This window comes from Mycobacterium intracellulare ATCC 13950, assembly GCF_000277125.1.
Classification (GTDB): domain Bacteria; phylum Actinomycetota; class Actinomycetes; order Mycobacteriales; family Mycobacteriaceae; genus Mycobacterium; species Mycobacterium intracellulare.
The window spans coordinates 2,435,837-2,457,683 of record NC_016946.1 but is presented as its reverse complement, the minus strand read 5'-3'; the positions used below and the strand labels follow the sequence as shown (position 1 = coordinate 2,457,683).

At 68.0% G+C, this 21,847-nt stretch carries 18 protein-coding genes and 1 tRNA gene; 4 read left to right on the top strand and 15 right to left on the bottom strand.

The genetic code is table 11. The annotated features are described in order from the left end of the window. Positions 1–13 precede the first annotated feature (13 nt). The 9 genes from OCU_RS36480 to OCU_RS36440 form a co-directional block, all read right to left on the bottom strand. Positions 14–247: an MbtH family protein gene (locus tag OCU_RS36480; RefSeq protein WP_008256233.1), complete on the bottom strand. Its 234-nt coding sequence runs from the start codon at positions 245–247 to the stop codon at positions 14–16. A gap of 477 nt (positions 248–724) precedes the next feature. Continuing rightward, a complete protein-coding gene (locus OCU_RS36475) occupies positions 725–3,340 on the bottom strand; it encodes a helix-turn-helix transcriptional regulator (protein WP_014380013.1) in 2,616 nt (871 codons plus the stop codon). Between the two features lie 480 nt (positions 3,341–3,820). Continuing rightward, the gene (locus OCU_RS36470; protein ID WP_014380012.1) at positions 3,821–6,478 is read right to left on the bottom strand and encodes a helix-turn-helix transcriptional regulator; all 2,658 of its coding nucleotides are present in this window, start codon (positions 6,476–6,478) and stop codon (positions 3,821–3,823) included. Between the two features lie 549 nt (positions 6,479–7,027). After that, positions 7,028–8,263, bottom strand: a complete 1,236-nt coding sequence (gene mshC / locus OCU_RS36465) for a cysteine--1-D-myo-inosityl 2-amino-2-deoxy-alpha-D-glucopyranoside ligase (RefSeq protein ID WP_008256229.1) — start codon at positions 8,261–8,263, stop codon at positions 7,028–7,030. A gap of 278 nt (positions 8,264–8,541) precedes the next feature. Then, positions 8,542–9,309 carry a 3'(2'),5'-bisphosphate nucleotidase CysQ gene (locus tag OCU_RS36460; RefSeq protein WP_085977636.1) on the bottom strand — a complete coding sequence of 256 codons (768 nt, stop codon included), beginning with the start codon at positions 9,307–9,309 and terminating at the stop codon, positions 8,542–8,544. Positions 9,310–9,384: 75 nt separating this feature from the next. Then, the gene (locus OCU_RS36455; protein ID WP_026071585.1) at positions 9,385–10,200 is read right to left on the bottom strand and encodes an SCO1664 family protein; all 816 of its coding nucleotides are present in this window, start codon (positions 10,198–10,200) and stop codon (positions 9,385–9,387) included. Then, complete coding sequence (locus OCU_RS36450) at positions 10,184–10,771, bottom strand: DUF3090 domain-containing protein (RefSeq protein ID WP_008256222.1); 588 nt, start codon at positions 10,769–10,771, stop codon at positions 10,184–10,186. The genes OCU_RS36455 and OCU_RS36450 overlap by 17 nt, the downstream gene beginning before the upstream one ends. Positions 10,772–10,832: 61 nt before the next feature. After that, entirely contained in the window at positions 10,833–11,585 is a 753-nt protein-coding gene (locus OCU_RS36445; protein ID WP_041787056.1) for a histidine phosphatase family protein, read from the bottom strand. 74 nt (positions 11,586–11,659) lie between these two features. After that, entirely contained in the window at positions 11,660–11,962 is a 303-nt protein-coding gene (locus OCU_RS36440) for a hypothetical protein (RefSeq protein ID WP_041787055.1), read from the bottom strand. A 136-nt stretch (positions 11,963–12,098) separates the two neighbouring features. Between OCU_RS36440 and OCU_RS36435 the strand changes: the two genes are divergently transcribed. From OCU_RS36435 to OCU_RS36425, 3 genes are read left to right on the top strand one after another with little or no spacing between them, the layout of a single operon-like run. Beyond that, positions 12,099–13,139 (top strand): YncE family protein, encoded by a 1,041-nt coding sequence (locus OCU_RS36435; RefSeq protein ID WP_233425197.1) that lies wholly within the window; start codon positions 12,099–12,101, stop codon positions 13,137–13,139. Beyond that, positions 13,136–13,405 carry a DUF5703 family protein gene (locus tag OCU_RS36430; protein WP_008256210.1) on the top strand — a complete coding sequence of 90 codons (270 nt, stop codon included), beginning with the start codon at positions 13,136–13,138 and terminating at the stop codon, positions 13,403–13,405. The genes OCU_RS36435 and OCU_RS36430 overlap by 4 nt, the downstream gene beginning before the upstream one ends. Before the next feature lie 32 nt (positions 13,406–13,437). Next, positions 13,438–14,502 carry a quinone-dependent dihydroorotate dehydrogenase gene (locus OCU_RS36425; RefSeq protein WP_162130890.1) on the top strand — a complete coding sequence of 355 codons (1,065 nt, stop codon included), beginning with the start codon at positions 13,438–13,440 and terminating at the stop codon, positions 14,500–14,502. 2 nt (positions 14,503–14,504) lie between these two features. Here the strand turns inward: OCU_RS36425 and OCU_RS36420 are convergent, their stop codons facing one another. Both OCU_RS36420 and OCU_RS36415 read right to left on the bottom strand, forming a co-directional pair. Next, entirely contained in the window at positions 14,505–15,035 is a 531-nt protein-coding gene (locus tag OCU_RS36420; protein ID WP_014380005.1) for a YbhB/YbcL family Raf kinase inhibitor-like protein, read from the bottom strand. A gap of 36 nt (positions 15,036–15,071) precedes the next feature. After that, entirely contained in the window at positions 15,072–16,445 is a 1,374-nt protein-coding gene (locus OCU_RS36415; RefSeq protein WP_263649205.1) for a M20/M25/M40 family metallo-hydrolase, read from the bottom strand. A 112-nt stretch (positions 16,446–16,557) separates the two neighbouring features. On the opposite strand from OCU_RS36415, the gene OCU_RS36410 reads away from it, so the two are divergent. Then, positions 16,558–16,643, top strand: a tRNA-Leu gene (locus OCU_RS36410). On the opposite strand, the gene OCU_RS50445 is transcribed toward OCU_RS36410, so the two are convergent. The 4 genes from OCU_RS50445 to OCU_RS36390 all read right to left on the bottom strand — a co-directional run bounded on the left by OCU_RS50445 (position 16,625) and on the right by OCU_RS36390 (position 21,825). Then, on the bottom strand, positions 16,625–18,271 hold the full coding sequence (locus OCU_RS50445; RefSeq protein ID WP_023899425.1) for a recombinase family protein: 1,647 nt from the start codon (positions 18,269–18,271) through the stop codon (positions 16,625–16,627). The two genes, OCU_RS36410 and OCU_RS50445, sit on opposite strands and share 19 nt — an antisense overlap. A gap of 186 nt (positions 18,272–18,457) precedes the next feature. Continuing rightward, a complete protein-coding gene (locus tag OCU_RS36400; RefSeq protein ID WP_014380003.1) occupies positions 18,458–19,963 on the bottom strand; it encodes a replication initiator in 1,506 nt (501 codons plus the stop codon). Beyond that, positions 19,960–21,393, bottom strand: a complete 1,434-nt coding sequence (locus tag OCU_RS36395) for an FtsK/SpoIIIE domain-containing protein (RefSeq protein ID WP_014380002.1) — start codon at positions 21,391–21,393, stop codon at positions 19,960–19,962. The genes OCU_RS36400 and OCU_RS36395 overlap by 4 nt, the downstream gene beginning before the upstream one ends. Before the next feature lie 87 nt (positions 21,394–21,480). After that, the gene (locus OCU_RS36390; protein WP_014380001.1) at positions 21,481–21,825 is read right to left on the bottom strand and encodes a hypothetical protein; all 345 of its coding nucleotides are present in this window, start codon (positions 21,823–21,825) and stop codon (positions 21,481–21,483) included. Between the last annotated feature and the right edge of the window lie 22 nt (positions 21,826–21,847).

Genomic DNA, 21,847 nt, shown 5'->3' with positions numbered 1-21,847 from the left:
TTCCCTTTGCCGTCTACCTGTCAGAAGCCTGGCGCGCTGCCGCCAGCCTGTTCCGCAGCGTCTTCGGCCGGATATCGGGCCAGTTCTGTTCGATGTACTCCAGGCACGCGGCGCGATCCGCTTCGCCATAAACCGTCTGCCAGCCGGCCGGAATATCGGCGAACGCCGGCCATAGGCTGTGCTGCTCTTCGTCGTTGATCAAGACGAAAAAGCTGCAAGTGTCGTCGTCGAACGGATTGGTACTCACCGGGCCTCCAAACGTCGTTGTCGCATGGGTCGCGCACTTCACTGCACGTGCTGTTTTGGACCGGGCGCCAGGGGGCTTGACCCAGCATCGGTCTCGACATGACCGGGAGCGTATGGGTTTCAATCCTGTTGTCGGCCTTATCAAGCCGGGTAGCGTAGTCCGGACGCGCACATAGAGTGGTGAGCGCGATTTACGAGAGTGACCCTTGGTAGCGGCAGGCAGAGTTCGCCGAGAATTCGCGTGGTAGCGCGGATTTGATTCTGCTGCAGCGTGTTTCGCGATATTGCTGCCTTTGTTGTTCGGCGGAGACGCGGGCGCCGGCCTGTGTTGACGGCCGCAGGAGAGACGTGCCGCAGACGACGGGCTACGGCTCCCCCGCGGCGATGGACCCGCAAATGCGGTAGCCGGGCCGGGAAAGGTCGGCTTGAGCGGCCAGCGCGGCCTGTTCGATGGCCATCCGCCGGCGCGGAACCGTCGTCATGACGTGCTCGAATCGTCGTCGTGCGTCGCGGACCAATCCAGGTTCAGTAGCTGAACGAGCTGGTCGCGATTGTTGACGCCGAGTTTGGTGAAAAGCCGGTACAGGTGTCCCTCGACGGTGCGCACCGAAATAACCAGCCGGTCGGCGATCTGACGATTGGACAATCCGGCCGCGACCAGCAGCACGATCTGACGTTCACGCCCACTGAACGGAAGGGGGCGCGCCGCGGCCTCGAGCGCCGGTGTACGCACGCCGCACTGGCCCGCCAAAGCATGGGCCCAGCTCGACGACTCGACCTCCTTGCGCCGCTCGCCGCGCCGGGCATGCTCGCCGGCCGCCTGGGCCGACGCGTCGGCGGCAAAAGCCAACGCACCGAGATCGGCGAATTTGTGCGCGGCGACATCGAGCAGATCACCGTCGTGCTGCGCCAGACCGCGGGCTTGGTCAGCGACCGCTTGCGCCGATGAAGAGCCCAGCATTCGGGCGAGCTCATCCACCCGGGTGGCCTGTGACCGGTCCCCGAAGCGAACGGCGGCATGGCGCGCCCGCATCTCCGCCACGTGCATCGCGGCCGCTCGCGCGATCTGCGCCGCCTGCATCGCATGCGATTGGGCGGCCGACGTGTCACCGGCAGCTGCCCGCTCCCAGGCCCGGGCCAGCTCGAGTTCGGGCAAAAACACCCCGACGTGGGGTCCATACGTTTCCTCCGCACGCCGCAACGCCGCGCCGGCCGCCGCGCCGTCGCCCCGCGCCCCCTCGGCCTGGGCCAGCAGGGCAGCCACCACCAGCAGCCACGGCGACGGAAAGCCTTGGGACAGCTGCGAAATGGATCGGTCAAGTGTGGCGCACGCCGACGACAGCTCGCCGCGGCTCACCTGCACGAGCCCGAGCATGGCGTCAACCATGGCCTTCGCCGCGGGGAGACCGGTGGCCAGCGCGGCGTAGCGCCTATGGATTCGGTCGGCCGCCGGGTAGTCGCCGGCCGCGGTCGCGACCATGACCTCGGCCATTCCGATGGCGAATCGCTGCGCGCCCGCCCTGCAGAGTGCCGTCGCGCGCACACCGGCAGCGGCGATGCGGCTGACTTCGGAAAAGCGCCCGGCCGCCATCAAGGCGCCGCATGTCGCGACGGCCGCCCACACGGTCGCCATCGGCACTACGTCGGCCTCGCACAGACGCGGCCCGAGCTCGATCGTCGTCTCAATGTCGCCGCAGAAGAACCCGATTGATATCTCCAGCGCGGCGAGCAGCTGGAGGGCGCCCTCGGCCACGAGGCGCTGCCTCGCCTCGGCCACTACGCGCGTCGCGGTTTCGGCGTCACCGCATCCCCACGCCAAGTTGGCGGCGCGCAGGCAGCCCCACCGCGCGATCAGCCAGTCGTCGGCGTCACTGAGGTCGACGTCCAGCAGAATGGATTCGGCCTCCTCGCCGCGCCCCTGCCAACTCACCGCCTCGGCAAGCACCAGAGCGGCCGGCAGGCCACCACCGCGTTCGACCGCGAACTTGGCCAGTTCCTCACCAAGCGCCACGTTCGACATCGCCAGTGCGCTGGCCGCCGCATCGATGACCACCTCTAGGTCGGGCTCCAGGTCGCTGCGCAACATGAACTGAGCCAACCGGATTCGGCCTCGCGGATCGGCGAAGTGCGAGCGCCGCCCGCCCGCCCTCAGGTGCCTCCGAAGGGTTTTCGCCAGGATGCCGTTGAGCTGCCGCGAGCGCACTATCCCCGCGTGGCGGGTGGCCGCTTCACCGAGCATGGGGTGATTGAGTTGCGCCAGGGTGTGGGTTCCGTCGGCGACCAACTGGATCAGACCACGACGCTCGAGGTTTGCCATCGCGTCGGCATCGCAGATGTCGCGCAGGATCTCCCACTCCAACACCTCGGCGGTGGCCAAGACCTCGACCACCTCCAACTCCTCTGGAGTCAGCGACTGCAACCGGAACTCCAAAGCGTCGCGCAGTTCGCGATCCGCCCGCAGCGGGCCTTGTAGTTGCCAGCCATGCTCGGCGTGAACCAAGGTCCCGCTTTCGCGGCCGGCCGTCAGAAAGCCCCGCAGTAGCAACGGGTTGCCGGCGCTGCGCTCGAACAACTCGTCGACCAGTCGCGGGTCGACCGGACCACCCAGAACCGTGCCGGCCAATAGCTCGGTCTGCTCGCGCGTAAACGGGTCGATGTGAACGGTCAACAACAGGCGCTCTTTCAGCAACACCGTCAACGCGTCCAGCACCGGCTCACCGGACCGGATCGTCACGATCAACCGCGCGCCGCCGCCGGCCGCAAGCTGATTGACCAAGGTGGCCGACAGCGGATCGAGCAGCTGCGCGTCGTCGACCACCACCACCAGGTTCTTGTCCTGGCTCAGGGTGTTATGGGCGGCGGCCAGCATGATTGCCGGTTCATGCCCCACCCCGAGGCTCACCGCGCGCGAAAAGGCGCCCAGCGGCACGGCCCAGCCCGTTTGGGTGCCCAGTGCAAATCGCACCGTGCGCCCGGCCGACTCCACCGTCTTCGCGAGCATGCGCGCCAAGGTCGACTTGCCCACGCCACTGTCGCCGATCAGCGCCACACCGTGGAAGTCCCCGTTGTTCAGCGCGGCCAGCGACCGGCGCAACTCCGCATCGCGTCCGACGATGGGCCACGTCGACCCATTTGCCCTCTGTGTCAAACGATGTATCTCCCCGCTCCCCCAAGCCGGCGACGTCGCGGCCAGACTGCTGCTGGTCCGTGACGGGCGCGAGCCAGTGCCGTTGTCGTCCACCGGACGACGCCCTGGGCCGCCGCTACACAAACCCGGACCGCGCGCCCGCCAGATAAAGCCTGAAGGCGTCCAACGAAGTCGAGGCCGGCGCCAACGGCTCCGATGCGCGTCGGTCCTCGACTATCGGCGACTCCCACGGCGAGGCCGTCTCTGCGGGTACGGACGGGCCGACATCGTGATTAACGATCGCGACCGCGCGCTTGCGACTGCCACTCATGTGCCGGAGGGTATGGTCCCTCGAGCAGGCATCGCCGGAATCCGGACACAAGTCGAGTGGTGCGCGCCTGGAGATCGAGTGGCGGCCCGTCGAATCGATCGGTTGCCGACGAAGACTCAGCCGGTCCGCGGGTGATCGTGGCGCTCGTAACGCAGCGACTCGTCGCCGCGACGTGACAACTCGCTTCGCATGGACGGCTCCCTGCGCATCAGGCAGATGAGCTGCTCGCGAGTGTTGATCCCGAGTTTGGCGAAAAGCCGATACAGGTGTCCCTCCACCGTGCGCACCGAGATGACCAACTGGTCGGCGATCTGCCGGTTGGACAAACCGGCCGCGACCAGCATGACGATCTGGCGCTCACGGCCGCTGAAGGGAAGTGGGCGTGCCGCGCTCTCGACCGCCGGTGTGTGCAACTCGCAATGGCTCGCCAAAGCGTGCGCCCGGGTCGACGACTCAAATTTCTTGCCGCGATCGCCTCGGCGGCCATGCTCGCCCGCCGCCTGCGCCCACGCGTCCGCGGCAAGCGCCAATGCGCCGAGATCAGCGAACCGACCCGCAGCGGCATCGAGCAGGGCACCGTCGTGTTTCGCCAGAGCGCAGGCATGGTCGGCGACCGCCGCGGCCAACGGGGTGTTCAGGATACGAGCGAGTTTCTCCAGCGGCGTGGCCTGCGAGGGATCGCCGAAGCGCACGGCCGTGTGGCGTGCCCGCATCTCCACCGCATGCATCTTGGCCGCTCGCGCGATCTGCGCCGCTTGCGTCGCGTGCGCTTGGGCGGCCGACGTGTCACCGGCAGCTGCCCGTTCCCAGGCCCGGGCGAGCTCGAGTTCGGGCAGGAACACCGCGACATGCGGTCCGTAGTTTTTCTCCGCTCGCCGCAGCGCCGCGGCGGCCGCCGCACTGTCGCCCCGCGCCCCCTCGGCCTGGGCATGGAGGGCGGCCACCACGATCAGCCACGGCGACGGAAACCCCTGGGCGAATACCGCAGTGGCATTGGTGAATACAGCGCACGCTGACGCCAGCTCACCGCGGGCTACCTGCACCAGCCCGAGCATCGCGTCGACCATGGCCTCCGCGGCAAGAAGGCCGGCGGCCATCGCGGCGTAACGCTCGTAGATCTGCTCCGCCGCCCGATAGTCGCCGGCGGCCGTCGCCGCCATGACCTCGGCCATGCCGATGTTGAATCGATGCGGTCCCAATCCGCACAGCTCGGCCGCGCGCGCCCCGATGGCCGCCAAGCGGGGAACCTCGGAAAACCGCCCGGCTCCCGCCAACGCACAACATGTCGGGAAAACCGCCCACACGGTCGCCATCGGCAGTGCATCGGGTTGGCATAGGCCCGGCCCGAGTTCGATCGTCGTCTCTACGTCGCCACGGAAGTACGCCATGGAGACCTCCAGCCCGTTGATGAGGCGGAGGCACAACTCGGACGAGACAAGCTTTTTCACGTCATCGAGTACCTGGGTGGCGGATTCGACGTCCCCGCAACCCCAGTACAAGTTGGCAGCGCGCAGGCAGCCCCACCGCGCGATCAGCCACTCGTCGCCGCCGTCGGGCTCGGCGTCGACGAGCACGGCGTCGGCCTCCTCGCCGCGCCCCTGCCAGCTCACCGCCTCGGCGAGCACCAGAGCGGCCGGCAGACCGCCGCCGCGATCGACCGCGAACCTCGCCAACTCCTCGCCCAACCCCACATTCGACATCGCCAGCGCGTCCATCCCCGCCTTGATGACCATCTCCAGGTCGGGCTGTAGGTCGCTTCGCATCATGAACTGGGCCAGCCGAATTCGTCCCTGTGGGCCGGGCAACCCCGGCAGCCGGCTCCCTGCCCGCTGCTGCTTTTGAAGGGCTCGCGCCAATTCGCCGTTGAGTTCCCGGATGCGCACCATCCCGGCGTGGCGGGTCGCCGCTTCACCAAGCATCGGGTTGTTCAACTGCGCCAGAGCGTGGGATCCGTCGGCGACCAACTGGATCAGACCACGACGCTCCAGGTTCGCCATCGCGTCGGCATCGCAGATCTCCCGCAGGACCTCCCACCCCAGCACCTCGCCGGTGGCCAAGATCTCCACGACCTCCAGCTCCGCTGGGGTCAGCGAGCGCAGCTGAAACTCCAGAACGTCGTAAAGTTCGCGATCTGCGCGCAGCGGGCCTTGGAGTTGCCAGCCGTGTTCGCCCTGAACCAGGGCCCCATTTTCGCGGCCGGCGGTCAGAAATCCGCGTAGGAGCAACAGGTTTCCCGCACTGCGCTCCGACAACTCGTCGACCAAGCGTGGGTCGACCGGACCACCCAGAACCGCACAGGCCAATAGCTCGGTTTGCTCGCGCGTGAACGGATCGATGTGAACGGTCAGCAACAGGCGCTCTTTCAACAATGCGGTCACCGCGTCCAAGACCGAATCGCCGGACCGGATGGTCACGATCAACTTCGCGCTGCGGCCGGCCGCAAGCTGATTGACGAAGGTGGCCGACAGCGGATCGAGCAGCTGCGCGTCGTCGACCACCACCACCAGGTTCTTGTCCTGGCTCAAGGTGTGATGCGCGGCGGCCAGCATGATCGCCGGCTCGTGTGCCACCCCAAGGCTCACCGCGCGAGAAAACGCACCCAACGGCACAGCACGACCCGTTTGAGTGCCCAGCGCAAATCGCACCGTGCGCCCCGCCGACTCCACCGTCTTGGCCAGCATCCGCGCCAGCGTCGACTTGCCCACGCCACTGTCGCCGACCAACGCGACGCCTTGGAACTCGCCGTTACTGAGCGCCCCCAGCGATCGTCGCAACTCGACATCGCGCCCAACTACAGGCCACGCTGACCCCTTACCCCCGTGCATCTGAAGCCCTACTTAATTCAAGGGCGCAGTGCGCGTATTTCGTGCATACATATCAGGCAGCTTCCGTGGGTTCGGTCGTAACTCTCCATCGGGGCCGGCACGGCCCAGCGGTAGCCGCCACACGTTGTTTGTGCCGCCGACTACGATCGCGACTTGCCGGTCAGCCTCGCCGTCTGCCCGATATCCACCGAGCTGACCCGCTCCTCGTACGCGCGGGACCTCACCCCTCTAGAACCAGTATTACTTGAAATATACTCGGGTAGGCCGCGGACAGCAAATTATTTTCTACCCCTCAATTCACACATATGTAAATTAAATATGCTGATTGTACAGCTGTTTCATAAGTTTCCCGGGGCACCGGCCGAGGCCCCCTTAGCAAACTCATAGGAACGGCTTGAATCGGCTCAGGCGCCGTCCGCAGATGCATGACTTTCGCGTCGACTCCGCTAGAGGTTGCAGAACGTGCGAGCGGTTTTCCTCGCGATAGGTTTACCGCGACTACAGGGCCACGCCCAGGAGCGCATCGACCGCGGTCGCCACCAAGCGGGGCGCCTCGGCGTCGTGGCCACCGTACTCGAGCGCATCGGTTGACCAACCATCAAGCGCCGCAAGCGCTTTGGGCGTGTCGAGGTCGTCGGCCAGATATTGGCGCACCCGCGCGATCACGTCGGCGGCGTCGGGGCCGGTCGGGAGCGCGGTCGCGGTGCGCCAGCGCTGCAGCCGGGCGACGGCCTCGTCGAGCACCTGCTGGCTCCAGTACCGGTCGCCGCGGTAGTGGCCGGCCAGCAGGCCCAGCCGGATGGCCGCCGCCTCGACGCCTTGGGCGCGCAGCGTCGACACCAGCACCAGGTTGCCTCGGCTCTTGGACATCTTGTGCCCGTCCCAGCCGATCATCCCGGCGTGCACGTAGTGGCGCGCGAATCGCCTTTCGCCGCGGACACATTCGGCGTGCGCGGCGGTGAATTCGTGGTGCGGAAAGATCAGGTCGCTGCCCCCGCCCTGAATGTCCAGGCCGCTGCCGATGCGGCTGAGGGCGATCGCCGCGCACTCGACGTGCCAGCCGGGCCGTCCGTCGCCGAACGGCGAGGGCCAGCTGGGCTCCCCGGGCCGCGCCGCCCGCCATAGCAGGGCGTCGAGCTGATCGGTCTTGCCGGGCCGCTGCGGGTCGCCGCCGCGCTCGGAGAACAAGCGCAGCATGGTTTCTCGGTCATAGCCCGACTCGTAGCCGAACTGGGGCGTGGCGTCGGCGCGGTAGTAGATGTCGGGGTATTCGCCCTCGACGACGTAGGCCGCCCCGGACGCCAGCATCTTCTCGACCAGCTCGACGACCTCGGCGATCGCCTCGGTCGCCCCGACGTACTCGCGGGGTGCCAGCATGCGCAGCGCGGTCATGTCCTCACGGAACAGCGACACCTCGCGCTGCGCCAGCTCCCGCCAGTCGATGCCGTCGCGCTCGGCGCGCTCCAGCAGAGGGTCGTCGACGTCGGTGACGTTCTGGACGTAGTGGACGTCGTGGCCGAGATCCAGCCATTGGCGGTAGATGAGATCGAACGCCAGATAGGTTGCGGCGTGGCCCAGGTGGGTCGCGTCGTACGGGGTGATGCCGCAGACGTACATCGTGGCGGTCGACCCGGACGCCACGGGGCGCACCTGCCGGTCAGAGGTGTCATACAGCCGAAGCTCCGGGCCGCGCCCCGCCAATACGGGGACCTGTGGGGAAGACCACGACTGCATGGCAATCAGCCTAAGCGCGCCGACGAAGCGGCCCGCGCAGTGGGCCGCGGAGGAGCCGCGCAATCGGCCCCAGCGCGCCGACGAAGCGGCCCGCGCAGTGGGCCGCGGAGGAGGCGCGCAATCAGCACAGCGCGCCGACGAAGCGGCCCGCGCAGTGGGCCGCGGAGGAGGCGCGCAATCAGCACAGCGCGCCGACGAAGCGGCCCGCGCAGTGGGCCGCGGAGGAGCCGCGCAATCGGCCCCAGCGCGCCGACGAAGCTGCCCGGAATCGCCCACCCTTAGCGCCAGGCGTCGCGGATGGCTCCCAGCAGGATCGGCGCCAGCTCGGCGCGGCACATGACGAAGTCGGGCAGGTACGGGTCGAGCTGGTTGTAGCGCATCGGCGATCCGTCGAGCCGCGAGGCGTGCATCCCGGCGGCCATCACCACCCCGGCCGGGGCGGCCGAGTCCCACTCCCACTGGCCGCCGGCGTGCACGTAGGCGTCGACGTCGCCGTCGATGATGGCCATCGCCTTGGCGCCCGCCGAGCCGATCGCGACCGGCTGGATGGGCAGCGTCTGCCGCATCCGGTGCAGGACCGCCGGGGGCCGGGTGGCGCTGACGGCGATGCGGATGGTGTCGGTGACGCCGGCGCGGGCGGCGCCGGCCGACACGGTGTCGCTGCGGTAGACGATGTTGCCGCGCGCGGGCAATGACACCGCCGCGTCGGTGATCTCGCGTTGGCCATCGCTGGGTCGCTGCCACAGCGCGATGTGGACCGCCCAGTCGTCGCGGCCCGGCGTGGAGAACTCGCGGGTGCCGTCCAGCGGGTCGATGATCCACACCCGGTCGTGCTGCAGCCGGGACAGGTCGTCGTAGGCCTCCTCGCTGAGCACCGCGTCGCCGGGCCGCTCGACGCGCAGCCGCCGCAGGATCAGGTCGTTCGCCAGGCTGTCACCCGCGTCGCCCAGCGCCCAGGGATACCCGAACCCGACCTCGTCGCGGACCTTCAGCAACAACTCCCCCGCTTCGGCGGCGAGATCGGCGGCCAGCGCGGCATCGGTCATCTCGTCCGACTCGTCGTCGGGGGCATGGCTCACCGGTTCAGTATCGCCGACGCCGTGCCGCGCTTGCGATCACCGCTAGAAAGCCGGCCACGGGATCGGGCGATGCCGGTTGGGTCCCGGCATCACCGGATTGTCCAGCAGCGCGTGCGCGCGCATGCGCAGCGCGGCGATCTCCGCGGACGTGATGTGCTCGGCCAGTTCGTCGCCGAACGAGCCGGTGAGGGCCTCGGCGAGGCCGGCGACGGCCTTGCACGTCTGACTGTCGATCGGCTTGCCGGCCCACCCCCACAGCACGGTCCTCAGCTTGTCCTCCACGTGCAGGCACACACCGTGGTCGACCCCGAAGATGTGGCCGTCGAGGTCGCGCAGGACGTGGCCGCCCTTGCGGTCGGCGTTGTTGACCAGCACGTCGAACACCGCCATCCGCCATAGGCGAATGTCGTCGGCGTGCATCAACACGACCTCGTCGCCGGCGTAGTCGTAGGCGCGCAGCACCGGCAGGTAGCCGGGCTGGGCCCTGCCCGCGGGAAACAGGTCGACCAGATCCGGGCCCGGCCGCGGCTCGGTGTCCACCGTGTCGCCGGGTTGCTGCACCCACTGCTGCAACATGCCCGGGCCCGCCGGCCCGTGGCGAATGATCGTGTAGGGCACGATGTTCCAGCCCAACTGCGCCGACACCAGGTATGCGGCCCGCTCGCGGCCGGCCAGCGTTCCGTCGGGAAAGTCCCATAGCGGCGCCTCGCCGGCGACCGGCTTGTAGACGCAGTGCACCGCGCGCTCGTCGAGCGTAGATTCGCACAGGAAGGTGGCGTTGCTGGCCGAGCGGATCCGTCCGATGACCGTCAGCTCGCCGTTGCGCAACACCTCATGGTCGTCACACCTCGGGGTCATCGTCAGACCCGAGAAGCGCATTGCGCCGATAGCCGTTGGCGCGCGCGCAGATATGTCCCTCCGGGTCCAACGGTTCGTCGCACAGCGGGCACGGCGGACGCCCGGCCGAGATCACCCGGTTGGAGCGGCTGGCGAACTGCCGCGCCGACTCCGGCGTCAGGAACACCCGCACCGCGTCGGGACCCTCCTCGGTGTCGTCGAGCACCACCGACGCATCGAACTCGGCGTCGGTGACTGCGAGCAGCTCGACCACCACGGTCTGGGCCTCCGAATCCCAGCCCAGACCCATGGTCCCGACCCGGAATTCGGCGTCCACGGGCGTGATCAACGGCTTGAGGTCCTCGACCTCGGCGGGCTCGGGCGGAACCGGCGTGCCGAACCGGCGATTCACCTCGAGCAACAGCGCGCCGATGCGTTCGGCCAGTACGGCAACCTGCTGCTTTTCCAGGATCACCGACACCACGCGCGCGTCGTGCACCGCCTGGATGTAGAACGTGCGATTTCCGGGCTGGCCAACGGTCCCGGCCACGAAGCGGTCGGGGGTGCGGAAGACGTGAATTGCGCGGGACATGGCACCTCCAAAATACCGGCTGTTGCCGTCGCCGTGCGATCCGATAGTGGTGGCAGTCGAATTAATCCGTCGAACCGCCGACCACGGCGTCGCTGGACGGGACTCCGGCGGCCGGTGGTGCCTGCGCCTCGCCGTTGGGCTGCCCGTCGGTTTCCGCCTTTGCCTCTTCCTTCGGCTGCGGTCCGGCCCGCAGTGCGGCGGACAGCCGCGCGCCGGTGTGGTTGACGTGCAACACAAACGGGCGCAGTTCGGTGTACCGGATCACACTGACCGACGCCGGGTCGGCGGTGACGCGCTGGAACCCGTCCAGGTGTATGCCGTACGCGTCGGCGATCACCGCCTTGATGACATCACCGTGGGTGCAAGCGACCCACAGCGCGTCGCCACCGTGCTCCGAGGCCAGCCGGCGGTCGTGCTCGCGGACGGCGGCGACCGCCCGGGCCTGCACCTGCGCCAGGCCCTCGCCGCCGGGAAAGACCGCCGCGCTGGGATGGGCCTGCACGACCTTCCACAACCGCTCGCTCACCAGCTCGGCGATCTTGCGGCCCGTCCATTCCCCGTAGTCCACTTCGGCGAGCCGGTCTTCGACGAGCGGCGCGAGACACAGCGCGTCGGCCAGTGGTTCGAGGGTGCGACGGCAGCGCAACAGCGGCGAGGTGATCAACTCGCGGATCGGCAGATCACCGATCCGGTCGATCAGCGCGGCGGCTTGCTCGCGGCCCTTGTCGTCGAGGTCGACGCCCGCCGAACGTCCGGCGAGGATGCCGGCGGTGTTCGAACTGGATCGGCCGTGTCGCAGCAGAATGACGGTCATGTCGACCACGACGCTACCCGGTAGGAGGCCCCGAGACCGCAGCTGAGTGGCCCGACGCCGGCGACGCGCGCGGCCTAGCGGGAAACCGGCTCCGCGTGCGCCACGGAGTCGCGCACCGCCGCGCTCAGGCTGCGCTCGTCGGTGAGGTCGATATCGACCAGGCTGCGGACTGCGGTGGCGACCACCTCGTCGGCCTGCGGAACGGGCCCGGCCAGGCGTGGCCGGTAAACTTCCACGACAAGTGATCGGTTCTCGATGTGGAACGAGAAACTTCGCCCATCACCGACTTGTCCGTATCCGCTAGCGAAAATACCTGTCGACATGTCTTCGACAGCAAACTCTTCCTGCGTCCTATGACGGTCAGCGGTGACGGCCATGAGCCGACGATACCTCGCCGGTCCGGCCAGACGCGGGCAGCATGGCCCTGTGGGACCGACCTCGTTCCTTAGAATTTGTGTTCCACCGCCGCACCACGAGGGAAAGCACTTGCTGTCACAACCATGGCGCCACAAGCTGGCAGCTCAAGGCGGTGTGTTGAGCCTCGCGGTTTTGCTCGGTGCGGCGGTCGGTTGCTCGTCGAATCCGCTGGCCGGCGCGCCGCGGACCATCGAACCCGCGGCGGCGGCCGTGTCGCCGCCGCCGTCGCAGTCGCCGGCCGGCGCGGTGCGGCCGCTGCCCGCCCATGCGGCCGCGGCGGTGTTCGATGCCGGCACCCGCCGGCTGGCGGTCCTGGCGCCGGGCAGCGACCCGGCAGCGCCGGGCAGCATCACCGTTTTCGGTGAGGCGCAGGCCCCGCCGCGCGTCGTCGACCTGCCGGGGCCGGCCAGCGCGTTGACCGACGACGGCCAGGGCACCGCCTATCTGGCCGCGCGCGGCGGCTACTTCGCGGTCGACCTGTCCACCGGCCACACGGCGCAGGTGAGCGTGAGCGACGCGACCCAGACCGAGTTCACCGCGGTGGCGCGACGCGCCGACGGCCGGCTCGTGTTGGGCAGCGCCGACGGCGCCGTCTACACCCTCGCCTCCCCCAAGCCGGGCGCGGTGAGCGCCGCGAGCGTCGCCAGTCGCAACAAGGTCTTCGCGCGCGTCGATTGTCTTGTCACACAAGGCGATACGACGGTGGTGCTGGATCGCGGGCAGACGTCGGTGACGACGATCGACGCCGACGGCCACGTCCAGCAGGCCCTGCGTGCCGGCCGGGGCGCCACCACCATGGCCGCCGACGCGCTGGGCCGCGTTCTGGTCGCCGACACCCGCGGCGGTCAGCTGCTGGTCTACGGCGTGGACCCGCTGATCCTGCGGCAGGCCTACCCGGTGTCGCAGGCGCCCTACGGCCTGGCGGGTTCCCGCGCGTTAGCCTGGGTTTCGCAGACCGTTTCCAATATCGTCATTGGTTACGACCTGTCCACCGGAATCCCCGTCGAAAAGGTGCGCTACCCGACCGTGCAGCAACCCAACTCACTGGCCTTCGACGAAGCGTCGGACACCTTGTACGTGGTGTCGGGATCCGGTGCGGGAGTTCAGGTCATCGATCACGCGGCGGGTAGGCGTTGACCGCGGCGCGGCACAGCCGCCTGCCCGCGGGCTGGGACACCGAGATGTCCGACGAATACGAATGGGTGCCGCTGCGCCTACCCCCGGAAGTGACCCGGGTCAGCGCGTCGACCCGATTGTCCATCGAGGCCGAATACCGCGGCTGGGAGTTGACCAGGGTGCGGCTCTACAACGACGGCAGCAGACGAGTGTTGTTGCGCCGCAAGAAGTCTCGCCTGGACGGTACCGGCTACGAGGGGCGGCGGCCCGACCAGCCGCAACTGTGACACCCCACCGGCCACGCGCGGGCGGCCACCGGCTGTACGGCCTGCTGCGGCAGCTGTTTTTCGTGATCCCGCCCGAGCGCATTCACACGCTGGTCTTCGGCTTCCTGCGCGGCGTCACGGCCGTCGCCTGGGCACGCCGGGCCTTGCGCCGGTTGCTGGCCCCGACCGATCCGGCGCTGGCCAGCACCGTGTTCGGGGTGTGTTTCCCGGGTCCGCTGGGCCTGGCGGCCGGCTTCGACAAGGACGGACTGGGCGTACTCACCTGGGGCGCGCTGGGTTTCGGGCATGCCGAGGTCGGAACCGTCACCGCCCACCCGCAGGCCGGCAACCCGGCCCCCCGCATGTTCCGGCTGCCCGCCGACCGGGCCCTGCTCAACCGGATGGGCTTCAACAACCTCGGCGCCGGCGCGCTCGCGATGCGGCTCGCGCGCCAGCGGCCGGAGGTGCCGATCGGGGTCAACATCGGCAAGACGAAGGCAACGCCGGCCGATCAGGCAGTCGACGACTACCGGGCGAGCGCGCGGCTGGTGGGTCCGCTGGCCTCCTACCTGGTGGTCAACGTCAGCTCGCCGAACACCCCGGGGCTGCGCGACCTGCAGGCGGTCGAGTCGCTGCGGCCCATCCTGTCGGCCGTGCTCGCCGAGACGACCACACCGGTGCTGGTGAAGATCGCGCCGGACCTCTCCGATGCCGATGTGGACGCCATCGCGGACCTGGCGGTCGAGCTGGGCCTGGCCGGCATCGTCGCCACCAACACCACGATCTCGCGGCAGGGTTTGCGGACGCCCGGCGTCGACAAGCTGGGCGCTGGCGGCATCTCCGGGCCGCCGGTGGCGCGCCGCGCGGTCGAGGTCCTGCGCCGGCTCTACGGCCGGGTCGGCGACCGCCTGGTGTTGATCAGCGTCGGCGGCATCGAAAACGCCGACGACGCCTGGGAGCGGATCACCGCGGGCGCCTCGCTGCTGCAGGGCTACACCGGCTTCATCTACGGAGGAGGCTTGTGGGCCAAGCAGATTCACGACGGCGTCGCCCGGCGGCTGCACGACGGGGGGTTCGCCTCGCTTAGTGAGGCGGTCGGCGCGGCGGCTCGGGGCTGAGCCTACTTCTGTTCGTAGGTGGCGTGGATGACCGCGCGGGCGATGGCGTGCTGGAACAGGTTGAACCCGAGGAAGGCCGGGCTGGCGTCCTCGGGCAGATCCAGCTTGTCGGTGTCCACGGCGTGCACGGCGATGTAGTAGCGATGCGGGCCGTGCCCGGCCGGCGGCGCGGCGCCGAGGTAGCGGCGCAGCCCGGCGTCGTTGACCAGCGTGAGCGCGTCACCGGGCAGGTTGCTGCCGTCGCCGGCGCCCTCGGCCAGCTCGGTGACGTCGGCGGGCAGGTTCGCGACCGCCCAGTGCCAGAACCCGGAGGCCGTCGGCGCGTCGGGGTCATAGACGGTGACGGCGAAACTGCGGGTCCCTTCCGGGAATCCCGACCAGCTCAGCTGGGGGCTGACGTCCTCACCACCGGCGCCCATGATGCCGCTGACCTGGGGCTTGGCCAGGGGCTGACCGTCGGTGACCGATTGCGAGGTCAACGTGAACGTCGGCAGCTTGGGCAGCGATGCGTATGGGTCGGGCGCAGTGCTCATGGCGGTCCTCTCGGGTGATCGGCTTGCGTTCGTCAACTAGCAGTGGGTCAGGAAGTGGGTCAGCACGTCGGTGCCGAACCGCAACGCGTCGATGGGTACCCGTTCATCGACGCCGTGGAACAGCGCGGTGAAATCCAGGTCCGGCGGCAACCGCAGCGGGCTGAAGCCGAAACAGCGAATACCCAAGCGCGCGAAGGATTTCGCGTCGGTACCACCGGAGAGCATATACGGCACGGTGCGGGCGTCCGGGTCGAGCGCCAGCACGGCGGCGTTCATCGCGTCGACGAGGTCACCGTCGAAGCTGGTCTCATAGGACGAGAAGTCCTTGATCCATTCGCGGGTCACGTCCGGGCCGAGCAGCTCGTCGATCTCGGCCTCGAACGCCTCCTTGCGACCGGGCAGGATCCGGCAGTCCACCACCGCCTCGGCGATCGCCGGGACGACGTTGGCCTTGTACCCGGCCTTGAGCATCGTGGGGTTGGCGGTGTCGTGCAGCACGGCCTTGAGCATGCGGGCCATCGGACCCAGCTTCTCGACCGCTCCCCGCAGGTCGCCCGACTCGGTGTCGAAGGTCAGCCCGGTTTCCTCGCTGACGGCCGCGAGGAACTGCGCGACGGTGTCGGTCAGCACCAGCGGAAACTGGTGCCGGCCCAGCCGGGCGACGGCCTCGGCGACGGCCGTGACGGCGTTCTGGTCGTGCACCATCGACCCGTGACCGGCGGGGCCGCGGGCGGTGAGCCGCATCCACGACAGCCCCTTTTCGGCCGTCTCGATCAGGTAGAGCCGACGTTCTCCCCCGTCGCGGCGCGGCACGGTCAGCGAGAACCCGCCCACCTCGCCGATCGCCTCGGTGACCCCGTTGAACAGATCCGGCCGGTTGTCGACCAGCCACTGCGCCCCGAAGGTGCCGCCGTGCTCTTCGTCGGCGATGAACGCGAAGACCAGATCACGCGGGGGGACGATGCCGGCCCGCTTCAACTGCCGGGCCACCACGATCATCATCCCGACCATGTCCTTCATGTCGATCGCCCCGCGGCCCCAGACAAAGCCGTCTTTGACCGCGCCGGAGAACGGGTGCACGCTCCACTCCGTGGGCTCGGCCGGCACCACGTCGAGGTGCCCGTGGATGAGCAGGCCACCGCGTGAGGGGTCGGCGCCGGGCAGGCGGACGAAGACGTTGCCGCGGCCGGGGGCGCCGGATTCGACATATTGCGGGGCGTAGCCGACCTCGGCGAGCTGCTCGGCGACCCATTGGGCGCACTCGGCCTCGCCCTTGGTGGTCTCGGGTTCGCCGGTGTTGGTGGTGTCGAACCGGATCAGCTTGCTGACCACCTCGACGACGTCGTCACTCGGGTTGGTCGGCTCCTCGGTCGCCCCGCTCTGAATGGTCACAACCCCCTTTCCTACCATTGCCGCGGCCGGACGGCCCGATGCCGAGCATCGCGGCGTCCCGAGGAGTCGGATTGGGTTCGCGGCAGGCAATCCGATAGCCTTAGCTGCCAACCCATGCTGGTTTGGCCTTGTCCGAGTGGCGGAATGGCAGACGCGCTAGCTTGAGGTGCTAGTGCCCTACTAATGGGCGTGGGGGTTCAAGTCCCCCCTCGGACACAGCCGGCGACACGACTCAAATCGGCCGTCGCCTTAACTTGTCGCAGATGCGGATCGTAATCAAGGCGGAGCCCAAGGGTCGCGTACACCTCGGCGCGTTCCGCCCCGGTCGCCGCACCGAGCACAGCTGACAGCCCGCCCAGTTCCTCGACCAATTCGCTGATCTGTGCGGCAGACATGAGACGGGGCCGCTCCGCTTGCTCAAGACGGGCCTTCAGCTCGTCGCGCTCGGCGGTGCGGCGACGCAATGCGGCGGTCAAGTCCTCCACGGCCACGCCAGACTCCACGGCGGTAACCAAAGCAGCAACCTTGGCATTCGCCTCGCGAAGCTGGCGCTGTAGGGCGGCGTAGCCAGTACCGCCTGCCGGGTCCACGTCCTGCCCGCGTGCAAGGTCTTCCGGATCGGCCAGGGTGGCGATCCATTCGTCAAGTCGCGCAGTCACCTCGTCTTCACGGAGATAGACGGTGCGCGGATGATCACTCAGGTCAACAGGTACAGAACGCGACTTGCCCAGCTCACAACGGTAGAGGATGCGGGTCGTTCGTTTCCCGACGCGAGCGGCGCCCTGCATCCGCCGTCCACACGCGGCACAGAACAGGAGCCCGCGCAGCGCATACGGCACGGTCGATTCTCTGCTGCACACGAGACCGGGACCACGCCGTGCCTGCGTCCGAAGACGAACAGCCTGCACCAGTTCATCGGGAATCAGCGCTTCATGCGTGCGGCGGTCTGGTGCGATCCAGTCGGCCTGATCACGCCACCGCATACGAGTCTCGTACCCCGCCGCGACATCGTCGGGGCTGACCAGGACCTCGTATTTCTCCTGCTTGCCCCAAACACGGATACCGCGGTACGCCGGGTTGTCGAGTATCGCGCGGATCGCAGAATGGGACCAGCCTCGCGGGTCACGATGACGATTCCGCGCCGGGTCGTACTGGCTCGGTGACGGCACGCCATCGTCGGTGAGCTGTTGCGCAATGTAGCGCAGGCCCGCTCCGTCGGCGTACATGCGGTAGATTCGCTCGATGACCGGCGACGTCGCGGGGTCAGGTTCGAGGCGGTGAAGCCGCTGCCCAAGATTTGCCTTGGCAGGGTTTGGGTGCGGGCCGGCGTCGACGAGCCGGTAACCGTAGGGTGGTCGACCACCGAGGTATCTCGACGTGTCCTGCGCGAGTGCTGACATCGCCGTACGGACCCGCATCTGGATTCGTGCGCGCTCTCCCTTGCTCATGCCGCCGAACAGAGTCATCACCAGGTCGTGTGCCTCAGAACCGGGATCGACTGCTCCGCCGACCTCGGGTACCCACAGGCCGACGCCGTAGTGCGTGAGGATAGGGAAGGTGAGCGCGAACTGCGGCCCGTAGAACGCACGGGCGGGTTCCCCGATCACTACGGCATCAAAGTTACGGTCCCGACAAGCGACATCACCAAGGAGACGTGATGCCTCCGGCCTGCGCTTCCACGGCAGCGAACGGCTCTGTCCCACATCGAAGTAGTCAGCGGCGAGGACTCCGCCGTGCGGAGCGATCAGGTCTATGGCACGCCGCTTCTGCCAGCTGCGGCTCGCCTCCGGGTCTTGAGCGTCCTCCGTGCTCACTCGGCCATAGAAGGCGAACCTCAGGCTCACGCCACTCCCCTCCCTGATCCCAGCATCCGGTCCCGCACAGCCATTATCACGTCTACCAGCGCGCTGTTCGCCTCGCGCGGAAGTCGATAGTGGTCGGGCACGACAATTTCAACACGCCTCTCTGACATCGTCGGCGCATCGATTCGAGCGTCACGCTCATACCGGGCATGTGCTGTTCGGGATCCGTCAGCCATCGCTGCCCCCTTGCGAATCCCATCGTTGGTTGCGGGCTAGGCCACGGACTTCCATCAGTCCGATCCGGCGGATTTCCATGCGTCGGAGGGCCGCGGAGTTCACGAGGGTGCGGTCGCCGAGACTGGTGAGGCCGGCACGGTCAAACTCCCACACCACTAGATCATCGCCATCGGTGGAGTTGAAGCCGAAACCATGTTGGTGTCCAGTGCTTTTCAGACGTTGTTCACGTGTCCAGGTGGCGCGACGTTCGCGTAGCGCGGTCATCGTGGTGGAGTAGCGGCGGGATTTGCTGGTGATGTGGCCCCGGTAGCCCAGGGTGTGCAGCCACCGGCCGACACCGGCCAATCCCCTATCGGCGAGTTGGCTGATGGTGGTCAGGATCGCCCGGACGTGATCGGACACATCCAGGTCGGCGATGGCCTCGGTGGAGATGCGTCGTGCGCTGATCCCGACGTCAGCTAAGGATTTGGTGACGTATTTCGCGAGGTAGCGAGCTACGCGGTGGCCTGGCAGCACCCGGCCGTGTGATGAATCCTCCTGCACAGCAGGGCTGTCCGTGCCAGCGTGCCGGTTCTCGATGGGTTGGGTGTCGACTTGTGTGCCGAACCTGATCACCCGTGTCGCGGTATCTGAGGATGGGTCGGTGACCGTCACGGCTACGGTTCGAGCGGCCTGTTGGATGATGGTGGCCAGTTCAGTGGCTGTGAGGGGCGCTTGCCACTCCGGACCACCGCAGTTGTCGCTGTCGCGCGGGTCGAGACGGATCAGGGCATGAATATGTGGGACGAGCCGGGCTTGCAGCTCGACGACTTTGATGAAGCTGACCCGCACCGCATCCGGGTCGGCGCCCGAGGCGCGTAGCTCGCGGCGCAGCGCGCGTCGCAGGGTGATGGTGAAGCGTCGCCACAGTTCTGGCATATGCCAGGTGAACAGCACATGCCCGGTGTAGTCATAGCAGTCCGCGCAGATCGGCTGTCCCACATGGATGTCACCTTCTCCGTGGGTTGTGCTGCACCACAGTGGTTTTCCATGCGGGCAACGGCGGTAGCCGCCAGGCCCGTGGTGGTCGCGGCACACCCGGAGGCGCTTGTCGCCCGCACGTGCGGTGGTGTGGACCGGCCCGTAGCTGGGTGCGGTCAGCGTGACGAACACCTGCGGGCGGTCCGCCACGGCTTCGGGGATATCGTGGTGGCCGCCGGCGGTGCCAGCGTGCACGAGTTGCCACGTGTCGCGAGCGTAAAGGTCCGAGCACGACGGGCAGATCTGGGCGCGGCGGTTATTGCACCGTGTCCACACCACCCGATCGCGGCCGAACTCGTCGATACCCGTGAGTTGAATGGGGTTGGCGCAGAAGCCAACGGATTCCGCTCGCCGCCACCACGATTCGAACCCCATCGAGGACGCGCGGCGCACCATCTGATCCACCGCCGTGTTGGTGTCGATTGTGGCGGCTATGCCGGGCAACACCAGCGTGGGGGCCGTCGTTGCAATAGTCACCGCTGACCCCGATCGGTGTCAGTGCGCTCGCCGTTAGCCTGGTCGGGGCGGGTCGCGGCACGGGGCGCCCGGAATCGTGCTGCCAGGGTGGTGATGTCGTGGTCGGTGACGTGAAATGCCCGTACCCGCACCGGGCGGGCGGTGCCATCGATCATCATGTACCCGACACCCGGCGTCGCATCAGCGATCCGGTCGCACTCCGCACCGGCATCCCTTGCTCCCTGGCCGAGAACCATGGCGGTTTGAGTGGCTTCGGTCAACCGCAGCCCGATCCGCACGGTGAACAGCTGCCGCACTGACAGGGTGTCTTTGGCCGGGTCTTGTACCGCAGCCACCAGCGAAATGCCGACGGCGCGGCCTTGGGAGAGCAGCAGACCCAGCAGTTGTTCCATTTCGCTGCGCACCCTGCGATCGGTGACATAGGCGGTCAGAGCGGCGATCTCATCAATAACCACGACAAAAAGCGGTTCGGATGAGGTGGGGGTGTGCAGGCGCGTCTTGCCGCGTAACCGATTGGCGCGGGCGTGCATCACCTCCACCAGTTGCCGCAGCAGGTGCAAGGTCGAGTCGGTCGCGTCGTGGGTGAACACCGTGAACATCGGTCTTCCAGCGCCCAGTTCCATGCCGCCCTTGGGGTCGATGACGCAGAGCCGTACCTGCCCGGTTTTCACTGCGGGGGCGATGCCGGCGATCAGTGACCACAACACCGAGCCTTTGCCCGCGCCGGTCGCGCCAGCCACCAGCAGGTGGTTGCCGAGCAGAGGTAGGTGCCACCAGCGGCGGGTTTCGGTGATGCCGACCCGGACCGACCCCACATCCACCGCAGTCGTCGTCGTGGGCATGGGCAGAGCAATCGGGTCGGCCAGCGCGTCGCCTCGCATCAAGGTGATGCGTAGCTCTCCGGGCGCGGTCGCGCGGATGGTGATCCGGTCGGCACGCCAGGCGGCGGCCAGCGCCTCCGATTGCTTGTGCCAATCGGTCAGGGATTGGCCGGTCACCACGCGCAGCGCCAGGACGTCGGTCGTCTTGCCGATGCGCACCGACTGCAAGGTCGGCACCAAAGTGCGTTCGCCAAGTGTGGCGGTCAGCCCGTGCAGGGTGCACAGCGATTCCCAGGTGCGCGTGTAGCGCAACCAGGCTAACCAGCGCCGCCGCACCGGCTCGGTGACCCATCCGCGAAACGATCGCGGCTCCAGCCACGCCCATACCCCATACGCAGCAACGAGAGCAGTACCGACGATCAGCCCCGAGCGTGGGCCATGGGTGATGGCTATCCCCACGCTGGCGATGATCGGGATGCTGACGGCCGGGAAGAGCACCGCCCACCACAGCAGATATCCGAGCGCCTTGAACAGTGCGAGGATGAGGTCGGTGATCCAGTCGTCATCGTTGGATTGAGAGTTGTTGCCGTTCTTGTTGTTCGATGCCATGACAGGCGTCCCTCCGTGAGTGAATGGCCGATAGCAGCTCCGGTGCGGGGGCGCGACACCCACGAGCGCCGCGCCCCAGCAATCTCGTTACTTCTGCGCGCGGGACGCCTGGTCACTCTGCACAGCGGCGGGGTTCGTGGGGCCGATGGCATCGGCGCGGAACGCCACACCGCTGCGATCGCCTTGAGCCCACGGGATGGCCACCAGTCCCGACACCGACACTGGCTGTGTCACTGTTACTTTCGGATCCCCAGCGACGGTGACATTGAGCACCTCACCGCCGCTGTCATCGAGCGCCAGCAGCTGCGCGGCGTAGAGCGGTACGCCGGTAGCGGTGTCGACTTTGGGGCTGCCGGTATCGAAGTTCAGCCGTGGTTCGGCCGCCCGCGTGACGATGAACCGGGTTCCTGACGTGTCGATTCTCAAACGCATTGTCCTGCTGTTCCTTTCGTGA